Source organism: Desulfatibacillum alkenivorans DSM 16219 (assembly GCF_900142135.1).
Taxonomy (GTDB): Bacteria; Desulfobacterota; Desulfobacteria; order Desulfobacterales; family Desulfatibacillaceae; genus Desulfatibacillum; species Desulfatibacillum alkenivorans.
Genome location: NZ_FQZU01000066.1, coordinates 1 through 15,343, shown reverse-complemented (window position 1 = coordinate 15,343; position 15,343 = coordinate 1). Strand labels below are relative to the sequence as shown.

Sequence of the window (15,343 nt, the reverse complement as noted above, 5' to 3'; positions counted from 1 at the left end):
CCAAGGTGTCTGTTTCTGGTTTTGTGGGCACGGTCAAAGGACGAACGGCTATCCGTGTTTTGAACCGATTCCGTGAGTTGAAGAAAAAGCCCTATTGGGGCAATCATTTCTGGTCGAGAGGATATTGCGTAGACACAGTGGGACTCGATTCCGAAATGATTCGAAAGTACGTCAAACATCAGGAGCAGAAGGAACGGGAATCCGAGAATCCCCGTTACTGATAACATAGTAAAATGGGGGCAACTCAACTTTGCCCTCTCAGAGGGCAAAGCAATTTTATCCCCTTCCAGGGGTTAATCCCAAAACCGGCCCCTCAGGGGTCGGTTTTTTATTGCTATTGGGCGGCGAAAAAGTTGGGGGTGTCCCAGGCAGAACTTGCCTGTGAGCTGAGTATGACCAGTGGAGGGGTAACCCATGCCGTGAATCGCGGCCGGAGAATAGCCATGGAAAACAAGTATATATTGGATGGTTAAATCTCTGGCAAATATTCTCCAAACTCTAAGTTAGTACTTTATTAAGGGACGTCCCCAGGAACTCTTGGGCGGCGAAAAAGTTGGGGGTGTCCCAGGCAGAACTTGCCTGTGAGCTGAGTATGACCAGTGGAGGGGTAACCCATGCCGTGAATCGCGGCCGGAGAATAGCCATGGAAAACAAGTATATATTGGATGGTTAAATCTCTGGCAAATATTCTCCAAACTCTAAGTTAGTACTTTATTAAGGGACGTCCCCAGGAACTCGCAGGAACTTCTGTTAAGCGCCAGGTTGGCCATGCGGGAGCCCCTGCCGCAGCCTCTTTTTTGGAGGGCGTTCGCCAAGCGGGCTACGCGTCCGGCCAGTTCCTTCCAGGTTTGGGTTCTGTCTTTGTACACCGTGGCGTTTCTATCGCCGTTCACCAATACGGTGCGGCGCAGGGCGTCAATTAAGGTGAGCATATAAATGACCTCCAGTCGGATAAAGGGTTTGGGCCAAGGGGGGATAGGCATATTCCGGTTGCTGTTTTCCTTGTCAGGCGAGACGCTCCCTCCACACGGGCGCTCCACCCCTAATCTTTTCCAAGAGCAATCCTTATGCCACAGGCGCATAAGCGCTTGCCCTGTCGGGGGCCGGGGGGTATATTCAAGGTATCCGGGTAATTATCCGAACGATGAAGAAAAGGCGGAAGGCGTGATGAACATTTCTATCATATATGCTGGAAATGAGTACCATATGCGGTAGAAGCAACAGAAAATACCGTATTTGGGGGGCTGCTGCCTGAAGATTGGCGATTTTTACCGATTTTAACCTTGGAAATTGGCTGATTTTTGTTAACGGAAAATGCATGAAGTATTTTGGATCTGATAAAGATTCAGAGGAAGGCGCATTTTAGCGCAATATTGTTTTATGCAATGAATTCAACTATAAAAGGCGCTTTAGCCCGATATGGAGGAGGCTCTTATGTCTTATTTTCAGGTTGATGAAGGCGCTTTAAAAGCCATGCATGAATTTCTTTCGGATCAAGGGCTCGCCCCCTGGGTGCGCGTGGAAATCCAGTTCACGGGATGCTGCGACGCCACCCTGGGCCTGGCTGCGGACAAGGCCCGGGAAGGGGATTTTTCGGAAGAGCACGGAGGCGTGACCATGGTCATGGACCCTGAGGTGTACAGGACTGTGGGCGGGGTTTCCGTCGCCCATGCGGACGAGGCCAACCGCCAGGGCTTTGTGGTGAAATCCGAGCGCCCTTTGAACGAATGGGCGGGATTCGCGCCTGTGGGCATTGTTGTGAGATAAAGGCCGACGGCTTCGCCAACATGAAAGCAAAGCGTCGCCAAGGACGATGCGGCGAGTTACGCCGCATCGCCCGGATGCTTGCAAGCAGGGACTTTTTCTAATGGATTTGAAAGCGCTTGGCCCCTGCCCTTCCGGCGCTTAGATTTTTACCATCACATGGCGCACGACCGTATAGTCCTCCAGGCCGTACATGGAGAGGTCTTTTCCGTACCCCGACATTTTAAACCCGCCATGGGGCATTTCGGATGCATACATAAAATAGGTGTTGATCCAGGTGACTCCAAATTGAAGCATGGATGACACCATATGGGCCTTTTGAATATCCCTGGTCCAGATGGAGGAAGCCAGGCCGTACTTGCAGTCGTTGGCCCATTCAATGGCCTGATCCACGTCCTTGAACTTGGTGACGGAAACCACCGGTCCGAAGATTTCCTCCTGGACCACTTCGTCATCCTGAAGCGCGTCCACAATCAGGGTGGGTTCAAAGTAGCATCCTTTGTCGATGGCATTGCCGCCCGCAGTGATTTTCAGATGGGGGACCTTCTTGGCCCTTTCCACAAAGCCCTGGACGATTTCCCGCTGTTCGGCGGAGATGAGCGGCCCGATATCTTCCGCATGGATATTTTTAACCGCGTCCGTTAATTTGTCCACAACCTCCTGGTAAATATTTTCCTGGACGTAGAGGCGGCAGGCGGCGGTGCAATCCTGGCCCGCATTGTAATATCCCCACATGGCCATGTTTTCCACCAGGTCGTCAATGTCGCAGTCGTCAAAGGCGAGGACCGGCGCTTTGCCCCCCAGTTCCAAATGGGTGCGTTTTACATTGGATGTGGCGGACTGCAAGACCTGTTTCCCCGTCCCCACCGAGCCCGTGACCGAAACCATTTGGACCTTGCCGTGGCTGGCGAGATGCTTTCCGACCACGCTTCCCTTGCCCGTGACGACATTGAGAACGCCGGCGGGGAAAAGCTCCTGAATATCCTCCGCCAAGGCCAGAATGGTCAACGGAGTGCACTCGGACGGCTTGAAAACCACGGTGTTACCGGCGGCCAGGGCGGGAGCGATTTTCCAGGCGCCCATCATCAAGGGGTAGTTCCAGGGGGCGATTTGTCCGACCACGCCCACCGGGTCCCTCCGGATCATGCTGGTGAAGCCTTCCAGGTATTCCCCGGAGGCGCTGCCTGACATGCAGCGGCTGGCGCCTGCAAAAAAGCGGAAGTGGTCGGAAATGGCGGGCATTTCGTCTTCCAGCATGCGCTGAAAAGGCTTGCCGCAGTTGATGGATTCCAGCCTGGCCAGGAGCTCCGCTTTTTGGTCGATGCGATCCGCGAACTTATACAGGATTTCGGCCCTGTCGGCGAAAGACTTCCGCTTCCATGCCGGGAACGCCTTGTTCGCCCCTTGAACCGCTTCATCCACCTGAGCGATGGAAGCGCAGGGAACCTCCGTAATGACCTCATTATTCTCAGGGTTTATAAGAACTGACTTCTCTGCTTCTCCTAAAACCATATTTCCATTTATTATAAGACGGGCGTCAAACTTTTCCATCACACGTTCTCCTTTGTAATTATGAATATCCCATTTCGTCCATTGTAGATGCGATGCTGTCTCTCAAAATATCCACAATTTGGTCGGCGTGCTCTTTCTCGATGATCAAGGGGGGAGACAATATGCACAAGTTCTCGTAGGGCCTGACGATCAGCCCTTTTTCCTGGCAGAACTCGTCCACGCGCTGGGCGACTGCGATATTCTCATCTTCCTTGTCCGACGCAACGCATTCCACGCAAGCCATTAAACAATGGCCCCGAACGTCGCCGACCACGGAAAGCTCCCTCAATGTTTGCAGGCGCTCCATGAAATAAGGCCCCACTTCAAGGACGTGGTCGGTTAATTTGTCGCGCTTCATGATTTCAAGATACTTCAGGGCGGCGGCGCAGGTCACCGGATGCCCGGAATAGGTGAATCCATTGGTGTAATAGGAGTTCTCGCTGGCGGAATCCCCGCTGATCCGGTCGACCAGCTTTTGGGAGATAATTGCCGCGCCCAAGGGCTGATACCCGGAAGAGATGCCTTTGGCCACGGTGATGATATCCGGGACAATTCCGAAGACGTCTTCAGAAGCAAAATAATGCCCCAGCCTCCCGAAGGCGGTCACCACCTCGTCGGAGATGTACAGCACATCGTATTCCCTGCAGACGTCCAAAGTCTTTTTATGGTATCCGGGAGGAGGAACGATCACGCCGCCGGAGCCCATGATGGGTTCTGCGATGAAGCAAGCGACCTTATCCGGCCCGATCTCCAGGATTTTATCTCTCAGTTCGTTCACCCTGAGGTCGCAAAAATCTTCGATGCTCATCCCCTGGGGCCTTTTAAAGGGATTGGGGTCGGATGTGGCGTGAACAATGTCGGTTATATAATTGAAATAGCTCCGGTCGCACTTTTTGCCGTTGAGGGAAGCCGCCAAATAGGTGCTGCCATGGTAAGCGTTTTCGCGATAAATGATGTGCTTCTTTTCAGGTTGGCCCAGGCAGTTGAAATAATAATGGACAAACCGAATCGCCGACTCCACGGCGGTGGACCCGCTGTTCGTAAACTGGAAGCAGTTCAGGTCGCCGGGCGTCAACTTGCTCAGTTCCGTGGCCAGTTGGATGGAGGGCGGACTGGTCATGGCGCCAAACGGGGTGTAGTAGGCCAGTTTGACGCATTGATCCGCAATGGCCTGCGCCATTTCTTCATTTCCGTATCCGAGATTCACGCACCACATGCCAGAGATGGAATCAAGGAACTTGTTACCCTCGCTATCAAAAACATGAACCCCTTTTCCGGATTCAATGATCATGGACTCGGCGTCGCTTCCCAGATTCGACCATGGATGGATGATGTGTTTTTTGTCTTTTCCTGCAAGATTCATGTCTTTTCCTTCAATATACATATGGTCCTTAGGGTCTTTTAAAATATAATGTTTTCAGAAACCTGCCCGCGCATGCAGTGGTTGGACAGCATGGAAGAGGCGTATCCGCCCGCATTGACAAAGGCAAGGAGGTCTCCCTCCCTGATCTGATCCGGCATGGGGAAATTGTCTTTCCAAATATCCAGGGATTCGTTGATATTGCCGGCAATCGTAACCGGTTTCAGCGCATCCGTCTTTTGCTCCAGGACGACCGGCTCGCACGGCAATCCGTAAAAGGCGGGCTCTATGGCCAGGTTGAATCCGCCGTTAACCCCGATAAAGTCAGTTTGCTGCTTTCTTTCGACGGTGTTGACCTCCAAAGCCAGGATGCCGCTGTCCTTGACGACATAGTCCCCAGGCTCCACGCAAACGGTCAGCCCTTTCCCTCCGTAATGCTTGTTGATGACAGAGACCCAGGCGTCCAGATCCAGGCTCACGTCATCCGCATCATGGGGAACCCCGAGCCCGCCGCCCAGATTCACGGAGGCAAGGTCTTTCACCTTGTCCGTAAACCAGTGCGCGGCTTCCAGGATCTCATCAAAAATGGAGAGCTGATTGTTCAGGTAGCCGCACCCTGTATGGAAATGGATGGTATCCACAATAAGGCCGTGCTTGGCGGCCAGCGCCAGCGCTTCCTCGAACTGTTCCCTGTAGACGCCGAACTTGGTGGTCTTGTCTCCGCTGTATCTAAGGGTTTCGCTGTCCCTGTAACCGACGCCCATGGCCGGATTGACCCGGATGCCGATTTTCCGATGGCTGCAGAACTGTCCCAATCGCCGGATAGTGCTTAAAGAGTCGCAGTTCAACCTCACGTCCGGATTGCCGGCGAGCAGCTTTAGCTCGTCATTGGTCATTGCGTGGGCGGTGTATGAAATTTCACGGCATTTAAAGCCGCAGGAAAAAGCATGAAGCAGTTCATTGGGAGAGCATATGTCCACCCCGCACAGCCCCGTCTTTTTAATATGCGTCAGTATCTGGGCGAACCTGTTTGCTTTGATCGCATAATAAATTTGATACGAGTCAAGCCGACTAAGGGCTTTTTGCAATCGCTCAAGATTTTGGGAAATACGGCTTGCGCTGTAAAAAAAAGCGGGCGTCCCGGTCAAGTTGATTAGGCCGGCCACGGAATTTCCGGAAAAAACCAAATTTCCGTCCTTATAACAAAGATCCTCCCTCTCCCACCACAAACGGTTTTGTTGAGGAATCATCCACACTTCCTTTCCAAATCCGCGAGGTACTTCCGGCCCATTTCATTGATGGGCTCTTTGCGGCCGGTTATCCATTTTCGGCAATTAACGGAGCCGCAGGCGCAAGGAAATTGCTTGAACAATATGTCTTCCGTGGAAGCGTAATCCATTGTCAGGGCTTCCCCTTCTGCAATATCCTGCAAAGCCCAGATTTCGAGCTTGTTCATATCCAGGCAGACAAGCGGGTCGCATGAATGCAACAGCAGCCCCGAAAAATGGGGGTCGTAAAGGTGCAGATTGGGGGTGATCTGAAGGGTGTGCTGAAGGATGTACGGCACGGCGATCCCCGTCATTCTTGCAACCATCTCCCCTTTTTTAAAGGGGCGCTTTGTATAAATGCCGTCGCCTTGTATTTCGCAATGGTTGACCGTGAAGTCTTTTTCGCCGGGATAGCCTTTGCCTGTTTCCAATTCATAGGGGTAGATCATAGCGTCCTCTTTTAAAGTCTTATAAAATTCCAGTTTAAAAAAAACTGAGGAAAGTTTTTCATTGGCCTGGCCTCAGGAAGGAAATGAGGCTAAGCGGCTTTCGCCACTTTACTCATCTTTTTCAGCGCCTCAACTTTGTCGGGCTGCTCCCACGGGAACATGTCCCTGCCGAAATGGCCGTATGCAGAGGTCATGCGGTAGGACCAGTTTTTCGGAGTTTTCAGCTTCAGGTTGGCGATGATAGCCGCCGGGCGAAAATCGAAAATGTCGCTGTCGTTGACCATCATTTCAATGATCGCTTCGTCGATCAGCGCCGTTCCGTAGGTATCCACATTGATGGAAACCGGCTTTGAAACGCCGATGGCATAGGCTACCTGAATTTCGCATTTTTGGGCCAGGCCCGCCGCAACGATGTTTTTCGCTGCGTACCGGGCGTAGTAGGCGGCCGAGCGGTCCACCTTGGAGGGATCTTTTCCCGAAAAAGCGCCGCCGCCATGGCTTCCCACGCCGCCGTAAGTGTCCACGATGATTTTTCTGCCGGTGAGCCCTGCGTCCGCATAGGGTCCTCCCAGGTGAAAGGCGCCGGTGGGATTGATGAAGTATTCGGTGTCCTTTTTCAGCAGTCCGGTGGGTTCAAACTCCTGTTTGACGACTTCGATGAGGTCCTTGCGAATTTTTTCCAGGGGCGCCTCGTCAGTCTGATGGGAAACCACCACGGATTTGATAAATTCCGGACGGCCGTCCTTATATCCAACCGAAACCTGGGCTTTGGAATCGGGCCTGAGGTACGGAATTTCCCTGGATTGCCGCATGCCTTCCAGGGTCTTGAGCAGTCTGTGGCTATAGGCAATGGGGGCGGGCATCATTTCCGGCGTTTCGGCGGTGGCATATCCGAACATCATGCCCTGATCGCCGGCGCCCTGCTCGTCGTAGAGCCCTTCGCCTTCGGTCACGCCCTGGGAGATGTCGGGCGATTGGCCGTGGATCCGGCTGATATAGTCGAAATTGTCGCCCCAGAACAAAAGGCTTTCGTTATCGTATCCGATTTCATTGACAACCTGCCTGGCGATTTTTTCCGAATCAATCTCTTCCCACCCATTGCACGTAATCTCGCCCACATTGGCCACCAGATTATATCCGGCCATGGTTTCACAGGCCACACGGCCTTCGGGGTCTTTTTCAAGACATGCATCGACGATGGCGTCTGAAATTTGGTCGCAGATTTTGTCCGGATGTCCGCTGCCCACAGACTCTGACGTAAATACATGTTTGGCGTTGATCTTGCTCATGTTCAAGTTCCTCCGAGAATTCTAATTAAATACAGTGAGATATCCACTCCAGACCAGCTCAGCTTGAGGTGATGGGACCGAGAGCGTTTACACTTTCCAATTCAAAACACGGATTAAGACCTTAGCCATATTCGTGCCACAGGTTTGGAAAAGTGATTATGTACTTGATATAATGGTGTAAATTATTCCGGGAAAATATGAGCAAGAGACCTGCAGGGTATGCAACTTTCACTGGTTTGTAAACTCTTTGCACAGTTATTTGTTTTTGGTTGTATTGTGTGTGCACTATTGATACGGTGCATCTTCCTTGGCAGCGTTAGGAATGTGTTTAATTGCCAATATTCTTAATGGCCGCGCCGTGTTCAAATGCATGCGGAGGGCGCGGAAAAATCAGGGCGACGGCGTTGAAGCTGTGCAATTATTGCACAGTCAATGCCGCGAGATGAAATATTAAGGCGGGTTGGAACATGAGCAGTTTAAAAATTTTGGTCGTGGAAGCCAGCAAACTAGTCTTCGACCAGGTCAGGCGAATATACAACGGCCAGCCCACGGAGATTTTTCTTGCCAAAAGTCTGGGGCACGCTTTTGAACAATTCGAGGAAATGACTTTTGACATCCTTATTATTAACGGCTCCGCCCTCCGGCGCAACATCGACCACTCCATCGATCTTCTGGAAACCATATCCAACAACTGTTCGATCACCCAAATCATCATCCTGGCGGAAAAAAAGGACCTCATGGCCGCGTCCTCGGCCTTGAGAACCGGGTCGTGCCAATATTCCAGGCTGCCGATAGACGATAAAGAACTCAAGATGCTGATTGACGCCGCAGAGCACAACCGGCCTGAATATGGAATGAACCTCTTGTTAAAGGACGACCTCAAAAAGACATCCTTCCATGACATGGTCGGAGCCTCCGGGCTCATGAAGGAGGTTTTCAGGCAGATTCGCCAGGCCGCCATGTCGGATATTCCCGTATTGATCAGCGGAGAGACCGGCACGGGCAAGGACCTGGTGGCCAACGCCATCCACCAGATCAGTGCAAGGCAGGAATACCCGTTCATCCCCATTCACCTTGGGTCGCTGCCCTCGGAGCTTGTGTCAAGCGAGCTTTTCGGCCATGAAAAAGGCGCCTTCACCGGCGCCTGGAAGCGCCATAAAGGGTCTTTTGAAAAAGCCAAAAAAGGAACGGTCTTTCTGGATGAAGTGGGCACTATCGACCAAAAAAACCAGGTGGCGCTTTTGCGGGTTCTGGAAACCCAGTCCTTTAATCGAATCGGCGGAACCGTCAATATTAAAACCAATGTCCGGGTTGTGGCGGCCACCAATGAAAATCTGGCCGTTGCGGTGGCCAAGAAAAAATTCCGGGAAGACCTTTTTTACAGGCTGGACGTTTTTTCCATAACCATTCCTCCTGTAAGAAAAAGGCCGGGAGACATCTCCCTTCTGGTGGATTATTACCTAAGGCGGTTTAACGACGCCTACCAAAAAAACATCATGGGCCTTTCGCCCCAGTGCATTTCCATCATGGAAGCCTACGAATGGCCTGGAAATGTCCGGGAAATCAAGAACATCATCCACCGGGCCGTGGTGCTGTGCGACGAAAAGGTGCTCCTGCCCAAGCACCTGCCCAAAAGGCTTTTGGAAGGCAGCGGAAACAGCCATCCGGTGGACATAAGAGTCGGGGATTCCCTGGAAGAGGCGGAGTACAAGCTGATTGTGGAAACCCTGAACGCCGCCATGAACAATAAAAGCCGGGCCGCAAAAATATTGGGAATCAGCCGAAGGGCGCTCTATAACAAGCTGGAAAAACACAACCTGATGCTCTAACCCCGCGCCGCTCCCCTGGACTCGCCGCCGTCCATCTTCAGCTTGCTTAAAATGCCGCGCCTGAAAAATCGTGCAAGTTGGTTATTTAAGCAAGCAGGTTTTTAAATCTCGTCGTAACTATAACTTAAACGCCTTATTCATATTATGGCTCGGGCTGCCAAGCGGCGACTAGAAGGCGCCTGTTAAGAAACCATTTGAGCTAATCTGAAATTGGGGAAATTACATGCTTTTGTTATCACTGGATGACTGCGGGGATCGCATCACTGGGTTTGTAGACGCCGGGGCCAGTTACCGCAGATTTACTGTAGATAAGGATGGAACAGCTTTTTTCGACGAAGACTTTCCAAAAGAGGAGTTCAGGAACCTGGATCACTTCCAAGGGGGTTTTGGGCAAATTCGATCCTTACGTGGTTTTCCTGAAAGACCCTGTCCCGATATGGTCGCTCACCTACAAGACGCTTCGGCCATGGCAGGAAAACCGAACATCCACCGGCGCCGGGAATCATTCCCAATTGGCGTTTGAGTAAGCCTTACTCATAAACAAGCAAAAGGCCTGGCTTCAAGGTTGACAAAGGGCTTGCTTCTATCTTTATTCCCTGTGATATTGATCTCAATCTGAATAAACACAGCCCTGCCTTATTGGGAAACGCCAGGATAAAACGTGTCGAGGTAGGCGCCGGGACGGCCCCTTTGAGAGCTGATTCAGCCAAAAAAAATCGGGGGTTTCCGGTTGGAAACCCCCGACATTCTTTTCTTTATGGTGGAGCTGAGGGGACTTGAACCCCTGACCCCATGACTGCCAGCCTCAGCAATGGATGGTGAAAACCTACCTATAACAGCTTAATTTTAAACGCAATTCTCTCGCCGATCTGTTCCCAAATCAGCCTTGTGCCTGGTGTGCATGGGGTCTGTAATTTCAGTATGTTATGCATGCCGTCGGCAGCAAATGGTAGCCTATTGGTAGCCGGAATATCCGCCTTTAACCATTGCTATTGTTGCCTTTTAATGATGCCTTTTCGATATTTTGCATTTCAATTTTTCAAAATTTGGTGTTTCTGGAGGCATTTGTTCACACTCGAATTTTGCGGTATTGTCTAAAACTATATGCTTGACAGATTGCGCAAGCAGCCGTGTTTAGTCAAGTATGAGCGGCTCAATGGTTGTCTATGTGCTGGTCCCGCCCCTGCTCATTCCTGATGAATCCCTGCCTGCGGATGAAGACCTTCATGTAGGAACCATGGACTTGGACCTGGGCCTTTCTTTAGCTCTCCTTGATGCGAAAAGATATGAGGCCCTCAAGGATAGACTCCTCAGGGCCGGTTTTAAGCCGGATGAAAACGAGCAAGGCAACCCTACGCTTCAAAGATGGCAGATTTCACCAAAAGCAGGATTAAAGGTGACGGTGGATTTTCTGATTCCTCCGAGCCTCGAGGCTGACAAAGGCGACGAGTTACGCCATTTGGAACCGAGCCTTGCCGCAGTCATAACGCCGGGCCTTCGGTTGGCTTTTCAAGATAGGCAGAAGGTTGCGTTGGAAGGTTATACATTGCTTGGCGAAAAAGCCGCTCGTCAAATTTGGGTGTGTGGCCCGGGCGCCTTCATTGTTTTAAAGGCTTTGGCCTTTGACCAAAGGGGGGAAAACAAGGACGCGTACGATCTCTATTTTGTAGTCCGCAACTATGGCAATGGAACCGATGACGTTTTCAAACGCCTTGCACCTCTACTCAAAGAGGCGGAGGCCAAAAAGGCTATTGAAATCCTAATTCGAGACTTCTCAGATATGGATTCTGTCGGTCCAAGCCGCGTCGCCCAATTCCTTTACGGTGGAACCAATGAGAACCTGCAGGCCGATGTGGTCGGCTTTGTTCGGGAACTTTTATCCAAGTGTGACCAAGTGATGAGAGACTTCCTTGAGCCTGAATAAAAAAGCTATCTCTGGGGCTCTTTCGGAAACAGAGGATCTTTAGTGGAATTTTGGAATTGCTTTTGCTTCAACTATGATTCTCCTCCAGAAAAGACGCTTTGGCGGATCTCCCTCTTAATCTGCGTGGCCCGCGCAGCCATTCCGCCATGGGATCGTGCTGATCGCAAAATGAAAGGGATGCCTTATGATTTGTTGTGGCATAGCAATAGATGCAGCCGTGGCCGCAGGTGTCGTAGGCGCCGATGTCGCGAGAGTAGTCACAGCCGCATTCCTTTCCTCTGTGGCCAGGCCTCTTGCTGGGAATCAGCCTGCCAGCCACAAGGCTAAGGCGCATGGCGTCGATGCAAACAGCAGAAGAAATGCCAGGAGTCAGGCATTCCGACTGCCCGCAGAGGCGTAAAGTTATTCCATTGTCGGAGGCGATGGACGCCAGTTCCCGAATAAAGGCCTGTTTTGCCGGAACTTCCGGATCCTCCCATGAAAAGCCTTTCTCTCTGGCTGCGCGTGACAGGTTCGCACGGGTTTTTTTGAATGAAAAAGATGCGAATGCCACAGCGACGTCGTCCACCACTCCCGCAAGTTGACGGGCAATACAGGCGAAGTTGCTGCGATGAAAATCAAAACTGGTTTCACTGGTGATGAGAATGGGATCGTATCGCCAGATTGCCGCCTTTTTGCCGTAGTCGTCAGTAAGTTGGCGCAAATGGGAGACGCATGACTCCACTGATGGGATGGAGGGCTCAAGAAAGCTGGGCAGACCATTTATAGTGTAGTGGACTATGAACGGATAACCTCTGGCATGAAGCTCGGCCAAGTTGTCCATAAACGGACCTAAGTTTTTTGTCCAAAAGAAAAACCCGTCCACTTCCCTATGAGAGAGACCAACCCGATAAACTCGGCCATTGAAGGCATTGACGGAAAGGCAATATCCGGCGCCCAGACGATTCCGAAACCAAGCGCCGTAGAATGCTGGAATGTCCGTCCTGGAGCTGGCAGAGATGATCATTCTTGCTTTCTCAACTTATCAAGTTTGCAGTTTTCCCGGTGAATTTTTCCCATCTCTTGATGATAGTATCACAAAATCCAGGATTTGTCTCAATCAATAAGGCTCTTTGATTAAGGCCAGCCTGCTCAACAGCAATCAACGTTGTCCCTGAGCCTGCGAATGGATCGAAAACAATATCCCCCTGACGTCCGTAAGCCAGCAGTGCTCGATATGGAATTTCAACAGGGGCGACAGTTGGATGGTCAATTTCTTTGTGGCTTGAATTGACTCCGGAAACCTCCCAAACGTCTGTCGGATGCCCCAACATGTAGTTCTTTGCACCTGCTGTCATTTTTTTTGAACCACCAGGTTTTTTATAGACCAAAATAGGTTCCCACTGCCGGGCTGGAAGGTAGATGGAGTTTCTTCTTATATGGTTCACCCTGTTGGAGTTGTAACTGACGCCTGGGCGTATCCAGGCAATTGTCTCCAAATGTTCGAGGCCGCATGTTTCGAATACTCTGGCATACAGACCAGCCAGCGACAAGGCCACAGAACATGTGTTGCCAGCAGTCCAAAAAATTGTGGCCGATTTCCCCAAATTTTCAACAATGTCATTTATAGCCTTTTCCATATCCTTTGAAAAATCAGGATAATTGTTCCAGTTTCCCATGCCCAAATTGTTGAATCGAGGTGGACTAGTGATCACGATGTCAATGGCGCAGCCTTCCAATATGGTTTCAAGCACTTTTTTATCGCAAGCGTCGCCGCATATCAAGCGGTGCTGATCCATTGCGTATATATCGCCAATTCGCGTTTTAACATCAGCAGCAGCCTCAGGAAGGAGATCTTCATCTAAGACAGTATCCTGGAAAATATTTCTCAGGTCTGATTCACTGAAACCGAGATCCTGGAGGTCAACATCCTCACCTCGCAATTCGTCCAATATATCCCTTAGTTTGTCTGTATTCCAGTCGGCAATTTCCGCAGTTCTGTTGTCTGCAATTGAAAAGGCGCGTCTCTGCTGCTCATTCATTTTCAAAATGATAACAGGCGCCTTGGATAAGCCCAAGACCTTGGCTGCTTTCAAGCGAGTATGGCCTGCGATGACAACCATCTGCTCATCACATAAAATCGGTACGTTAAAACCAAAAGACTTTATACTGCGTGCAACGGATTCAACGGCATGATCATTGATACGCGGATTATCCTCCCAAGGCTTTAACTCATCCAGCAATTTTTCCCTTATTTCCATTTGCATACCTCTCCAAAAGCCTATCGCCACTTGTTAAGTTTTGATCCCTGGACTTCGTTTACTTGGAGACCTTTCTTCCCCTGGACTTGCCGTCAAACAACCGTGCTACGCGCTCCCTGAGGTATCGCTGAACGAATGAATTGATGCTCCCATCTGGATAAAGTATGCGGTTGCCGATCAGAGTCCGCATATGCCCATCAAAACTGCTGCGAAAGGCGCCACTCTTTGAAATCAGGTCTTCTTTGGAAAAAATTGTGTTTTCCCACAACCAGTTCCAGACGCCGCATTCTGAATCATCGTCTAATCCTGTAAGTTGCTCCGCCGCCTCGGTAAGGATGTTGGTCCAGGCGACGGATAGTCTTATCAGTTGAGGTTCATCTGCGATCAATAGGACACCCTCAGGTTTTTCCCTTTCTTTGAAACTGGCCAAACGCTGAAAATATAGCTGGTTTCCCATGTCACCTTCCTTATTGAAGTTATCATTAAACGGCTTCAGGACTTCACGCAGATAATCATAACATGGGTTTTTGGGAGAAATGCCGCATGAACGCCCATGATCATCAAATGCCATTCCAGTTGCAATATTTGCCTATTGACAGGGTTTTCGATAGATGCTCTCAGGAGTAGACATGCGGGGTCTTTCTTGATTCGATGAATAGCACTTGGACCCCAATCGGAAAGTGTCCAAGAACCTCCATGACCTTGTGTCATGGGTGCGTGCGAACAGGTCGCAAATCTTTACACTTAAGGTTTTTGCTATAAAATCAAAATGTTATTTTGAGGACGATATTGATCGCATATTGCATGAAAGTTCCACTCTTACAAAATCAACTCATCGCCATGTGGAGCTTATTAAATAAATGTGTGTAATTCAAAATGGTTATCTTTTGATGAATTTTCGGCTGTCTGCGCAGAAATATGAATAGATGGTAGCCTATTGGTAGCCGGGCAAGAAAAAGGGTGATGCGGTGATTTTCACCGATCGCCCAAATGCCTGAAAGCATTGATTTTCTATGGTGGAGCTGAGGGGACTTGAACCCCTGACCCCATGACTGCCAGTCATGTGCTCTCCCAGCTGAGCTACAGCCCCGTGCAACGGAACAAGCAAGTATCAGGAAGCGCGCCCCTGTGTCAAGCCTTATTTCCATTCTTTGTTCAATCTTTATTAAAAAAATTCTCAACAAGGGGACCCCCCCCGCAATTTGCCGCGGCCCAGCCTCCCCTCTTTTCCTGTTTCCGGGCCGTGGCGCCGGCCGGGAGAACTCCCGTGCGGCGGGTTGGCCGAAGTGGTTATTGATTACCAATACTATTTGTCCCGGGTTTTCCTATACTTAAGAGTCTCCCCAGATCCGCGATTGATGGGGAGAAAAAAAATGAAAAACCCCGTTGTGCTTGAGAAAACAAGCAGATAGGATGGAGTTGACCACAACAACCTATCACCAACGGGGTGAAGCCATGATGACACAGACAGTCCTCCCTTTCAAGCTGGAAGTCACCAACGAGACAATCACCGCCCATGCCGGGTTGGTTGTGTTCGGCGAATTTGTTCACGGCCTTGGATTGAACGCTCTGGTCAACCGCAATTTGCCCAAACCCGGTTCAGGGGCGGGATATGCGCCGTCCGCCTTTATTGAACCGCTTATTTTGATGCTTCATGGAGGCGGCCGGA

General features: G+C 50.6%; 13 protein-coding genes, 1 tRNA gene and 1 pseudogene. 5 read left to right on the top strand and 10 right to left on the bottom strand.

The genetic code is table 11. From position 1 onward, the window contains the following. Window positions 1-221 (top strand): IS200/IS605 family transposase (gene tnpA / locus BUE18_RS26250; protein WP_139264966.1); only part of this gene is annotated, 221 nt, incomplete at its 5' end. A gap of 477 nt (window positions 222-698) precedes the next feature. Here tnpA and BUE18_RS28170 read toward each other — a convergent pair. Next, window positions 699-932 (bottom strand): AMP-binding protein, encoded by a 234-nt coding sequence (locus BUE18_RS28170; RefSeq protein WP_170868480.1) that lies wholly within the window; start codon window positions 930-932, stop codon window positions 699-701. A 502-nt stretch (window positions 933-1,434) separates the two neighbouring features. On the opposite strand from BUE18_RS28170, the gene BUE18_RS26235 reads away from it, so the two are divergent. Continuing rightward, window positions 1,435-1,767, top strand: a complete 333-nt coding sequence (locus BUE18_RS26235; RefSeq protein ID WP_073479100.1) for a hypothetical protein — start codon at window positions 1,435-1,437, stop codon at window positions 1,765-1,767. A 138-nt stretch (window positions 1,768-1,905) separates the two neighbouring features. Here the strand turns inward: BUE18_RS26235 and BUE18_RS26230 are convergent, their stop codons facing one another. The 5 genes from BUE18_RS26230 to metK all read right to left on the bottom strand — a co-directional run bounded on the left by BUE18_RS26230 (window position 1,906) and on the right by metK (window position 7,681). Continuing rightward, the gene (locus BUE18_RS26230; protein WP_073479099.1) at window positions 1,906-3,315 is read right to left on the bottom strand and encodes a gamma-aminobutyraldehyde dehydrogenase; all 1,410 of its coding nucleotides are present in this window, start codon (window positions 3,313-3,315) and stop codon (window positions 1,906-1,908) included. Window positions 3,316-3,334: 19 nt separating this feature from the next. After that, window positions 3,335-4,678 (bottom strand): aminotransferase, encoded by a 1,344-nt coding sequence (locus tag BUE18_RS26225; protein ID WP_139264962.1) that lies wholly within the window; start codon window positions 4,676-4,678, stop codon window positions 3,335-3,337. 38 nt (window positions 4,679-4,716) lie between these two features. Continuing rightward, the gene (locus BUE18_RS26220; protein WP_073479097.1) at window positions 4,717-5,925 is read right to left on the bottom strand and encodes a diaminopimelate decarboxylase; all 1,209 of its coding nucleotides are present in this window, start codon (window positions 5,923-5,925) and stop codon (window positions 4,717-4,719) included. Further along, complete coding sequence (locus tag BUE18_RS26215; RefSeq protein ID WP_073479096.1) at window positions 5,922-6,392, bottom strand: SET domain-containing protein; 471 nt, start codon at window positions 6,390-6,392, stop codon at window positions 5,922-5,924. The genes BUE18_RS26220 and BUE18_RS26215 overlap by 4 nt, the downstream gene beginning before the upstream one ends. A gap of 89 nt (window positions 6,393-6,481) precedes the next feature. After that, complete coding sequence (gene metK, locus BUE18_RS26210) at window positions 6,482-7,681, bottom strand: methionine adenosyltransferase (protein ID WP_083611305.1); 1,200 nt, start codon at window positions 7,679-7,681, stop codon at window positions 6,482-6,484. Window positions 7,682-8,148: 467 nt separating this feature from the next. Between metK and BUE18_RS26205 the strand changes: the two genes are divergently transcribed. After that, window positions 8,149-9,510, top strand: a complete 1,362-nt coding sequence (locus tag BUE18_RS26205) for a sigma-54 interaction domain-containing protein (protein ID WP_073479095.1) — start codon at window positions 8,149-8,151, stop codon at window positions 9,508-9,510. A 1,156-nt stretch (window positions 9,511-10,666) separates the two neighbouring features. Beyond that, window positions 10,667-11,434, top strand: a complete 768-nt coding sequence (locus BUE18_RS26195) for a hypothetical protein (protein WP_073479093.1) — start codon at window positions 10,667-10,669, stop codon at window positions 11,432-11,434. A gap of 67 nt (window positions 11,435-11,501) precedes the next feature. Here BUE18_RS26195 and BUE18_RS26190 read toward each other — a convergent pair whose 3' ends face one another. The 4 genes from BUE18_RS26190 to BUE18_RS26175 all read right to left on the bottom strand — a co-directional run bounded on the left by BUE18_RS26190 (window position 11,502) and on the right by BUE18_RS26175 (window position 14,764). Further along, window positions 11,502-12,440 carry a DUF1848 domain-containing protein gene (locus BUE18_RS26190; RefSeq protein WP_073479092.1) on the bottom strand — a complete coding sequence of 313 codons (939 nt, stop codon included), beginning with the start codon at window positions 12,438-12,440 and terminating at the stop codon, window positions 11,502-11,504. A gap of 10 nt (window positions 12,441-12,450) precedes the next feature. After that, on the bottom strand, window positions 12,451-13,674 hold the full coding sequence (locus BUE18_RS26185; protein ID WP_170868479.1) for a DNA modification methylase: 1,224 nt from the start codon (window positions 13,672-13,674) through the stop codon (window positions 12,451-12,453). Window positions 13,675-13,732: 58 nt separating this feature from the next. Further along, window positions 13,733-14,245, bottom strand: coding sequence for a hypothetical protein (locus BUE18_RS26180; RefSeq protein WP_139264958.1), 513 nt, complete (start codon window positions 14,243-14,245; stop codon window positions 13,733-13,735). Window positions 14,246-14,688: 443 nt separating this feature from the next. After that, window positions 14,689-14,764 (bottom strand) — tRNA-Ala (locus BUE18_RS26175). A gap of 365 nt (window positions 14,765-15,129) precedes the next feature. On the opposite strand from BUE18_RS26175, the pseudogene BUE18_RS26170 reads away from it, so the two are divergent. Further along, window positions 15,130-15,343: pseudogene (locus BUE18_RS26170) on the top strand (IS1380 family transposase); the annotation flags it as partial.

Bases quoted from the DNA above. Each gene is read 5' to 3' on its own strand.
- BUE18_RS26220 (WP_073479097.1), bottom strand. From the start codon at position 5,925: ATGATTCCTCAACAAAACCGTTTGTGGTGGGAGAGGGAGGATCTTTGT.
- BUE18_RS26180 (WP_139264958.1), bottom strand. From the start codon at position 14,245: ATGGCATTTGATGATCATGGGCGTTCATGCGGCATTTCTCCCAAAAAC.
- metK (WP_083611305.1), bottom strand. From the start codon at position 7,681: ATGAGCAAGATCAACGCCAAACATGTATTTACGTCAGAGTCTGTGGGC.
- BUE18_RS26190 (WP_073479092.1), bottom strand. From the start codon at position 12,440: ATGATCATCTCTGCCAGCTCCAGGACGGACATTCCAGCATTCTACGGC.
- BUE18_RS26225 (WP_139264962.1), bottom strand. From the start codon at position 4,678: ATGAATCTTGCAGGAAAAGACAAAAAACACATCATCCATCCATGGTCG.
- BUE18_RS26185 (WP_170868479.1), bottom strand. From the start codon at position 13,674: ATGGAAATAAGGGAAAAATTGCTGGATGAGTTAAAGCCTTGGGAGGAT.
- BUE18_RS26205 (WP_073479095.1), top strand. From the start codon at position 8,149: ATGAGCAGTTTAAAAATTTTGGTCGTGGAAGCCAGCAAACTAGTCTTC.
- BUE18_RS26195 (WP_073479093.1), top strand. From the start codon at position 10,667: ATGGTTGTCTATGTGCTGGTCCCGCCCCTGCTCATTCCTGATGAATCC.
- BUE18_RS26215 (WP_073479096.1), bottom strand. From the start codon at position 6,392: ATGATCTACCCCTATGAATTGGAAACAGGCAAAGGCTATCCCGGCGAA.
- BUE18_RS26230 (WP_073479099.1), bottom strand. From the start codon at position 3,315: ATGGAAAAGTTTGACGCCCGTCTTATAATAAATGGAAATATGGTTTTA.
- BUE18_RS28170 (WP_170868480.1), bottom strand. From the start codon at position 932: ATGCTCACCTTAATTGACGCCCTGCGCCGCACCGTATTGGTGAACGGC.
- BUE18_RS26235 (WP_073479100.1), top strand. From the start codon at position 1,435: ATGTCTTATTTTCAGGTTGATGAAGGCGCTTTAAAAGCCATGCATGAA.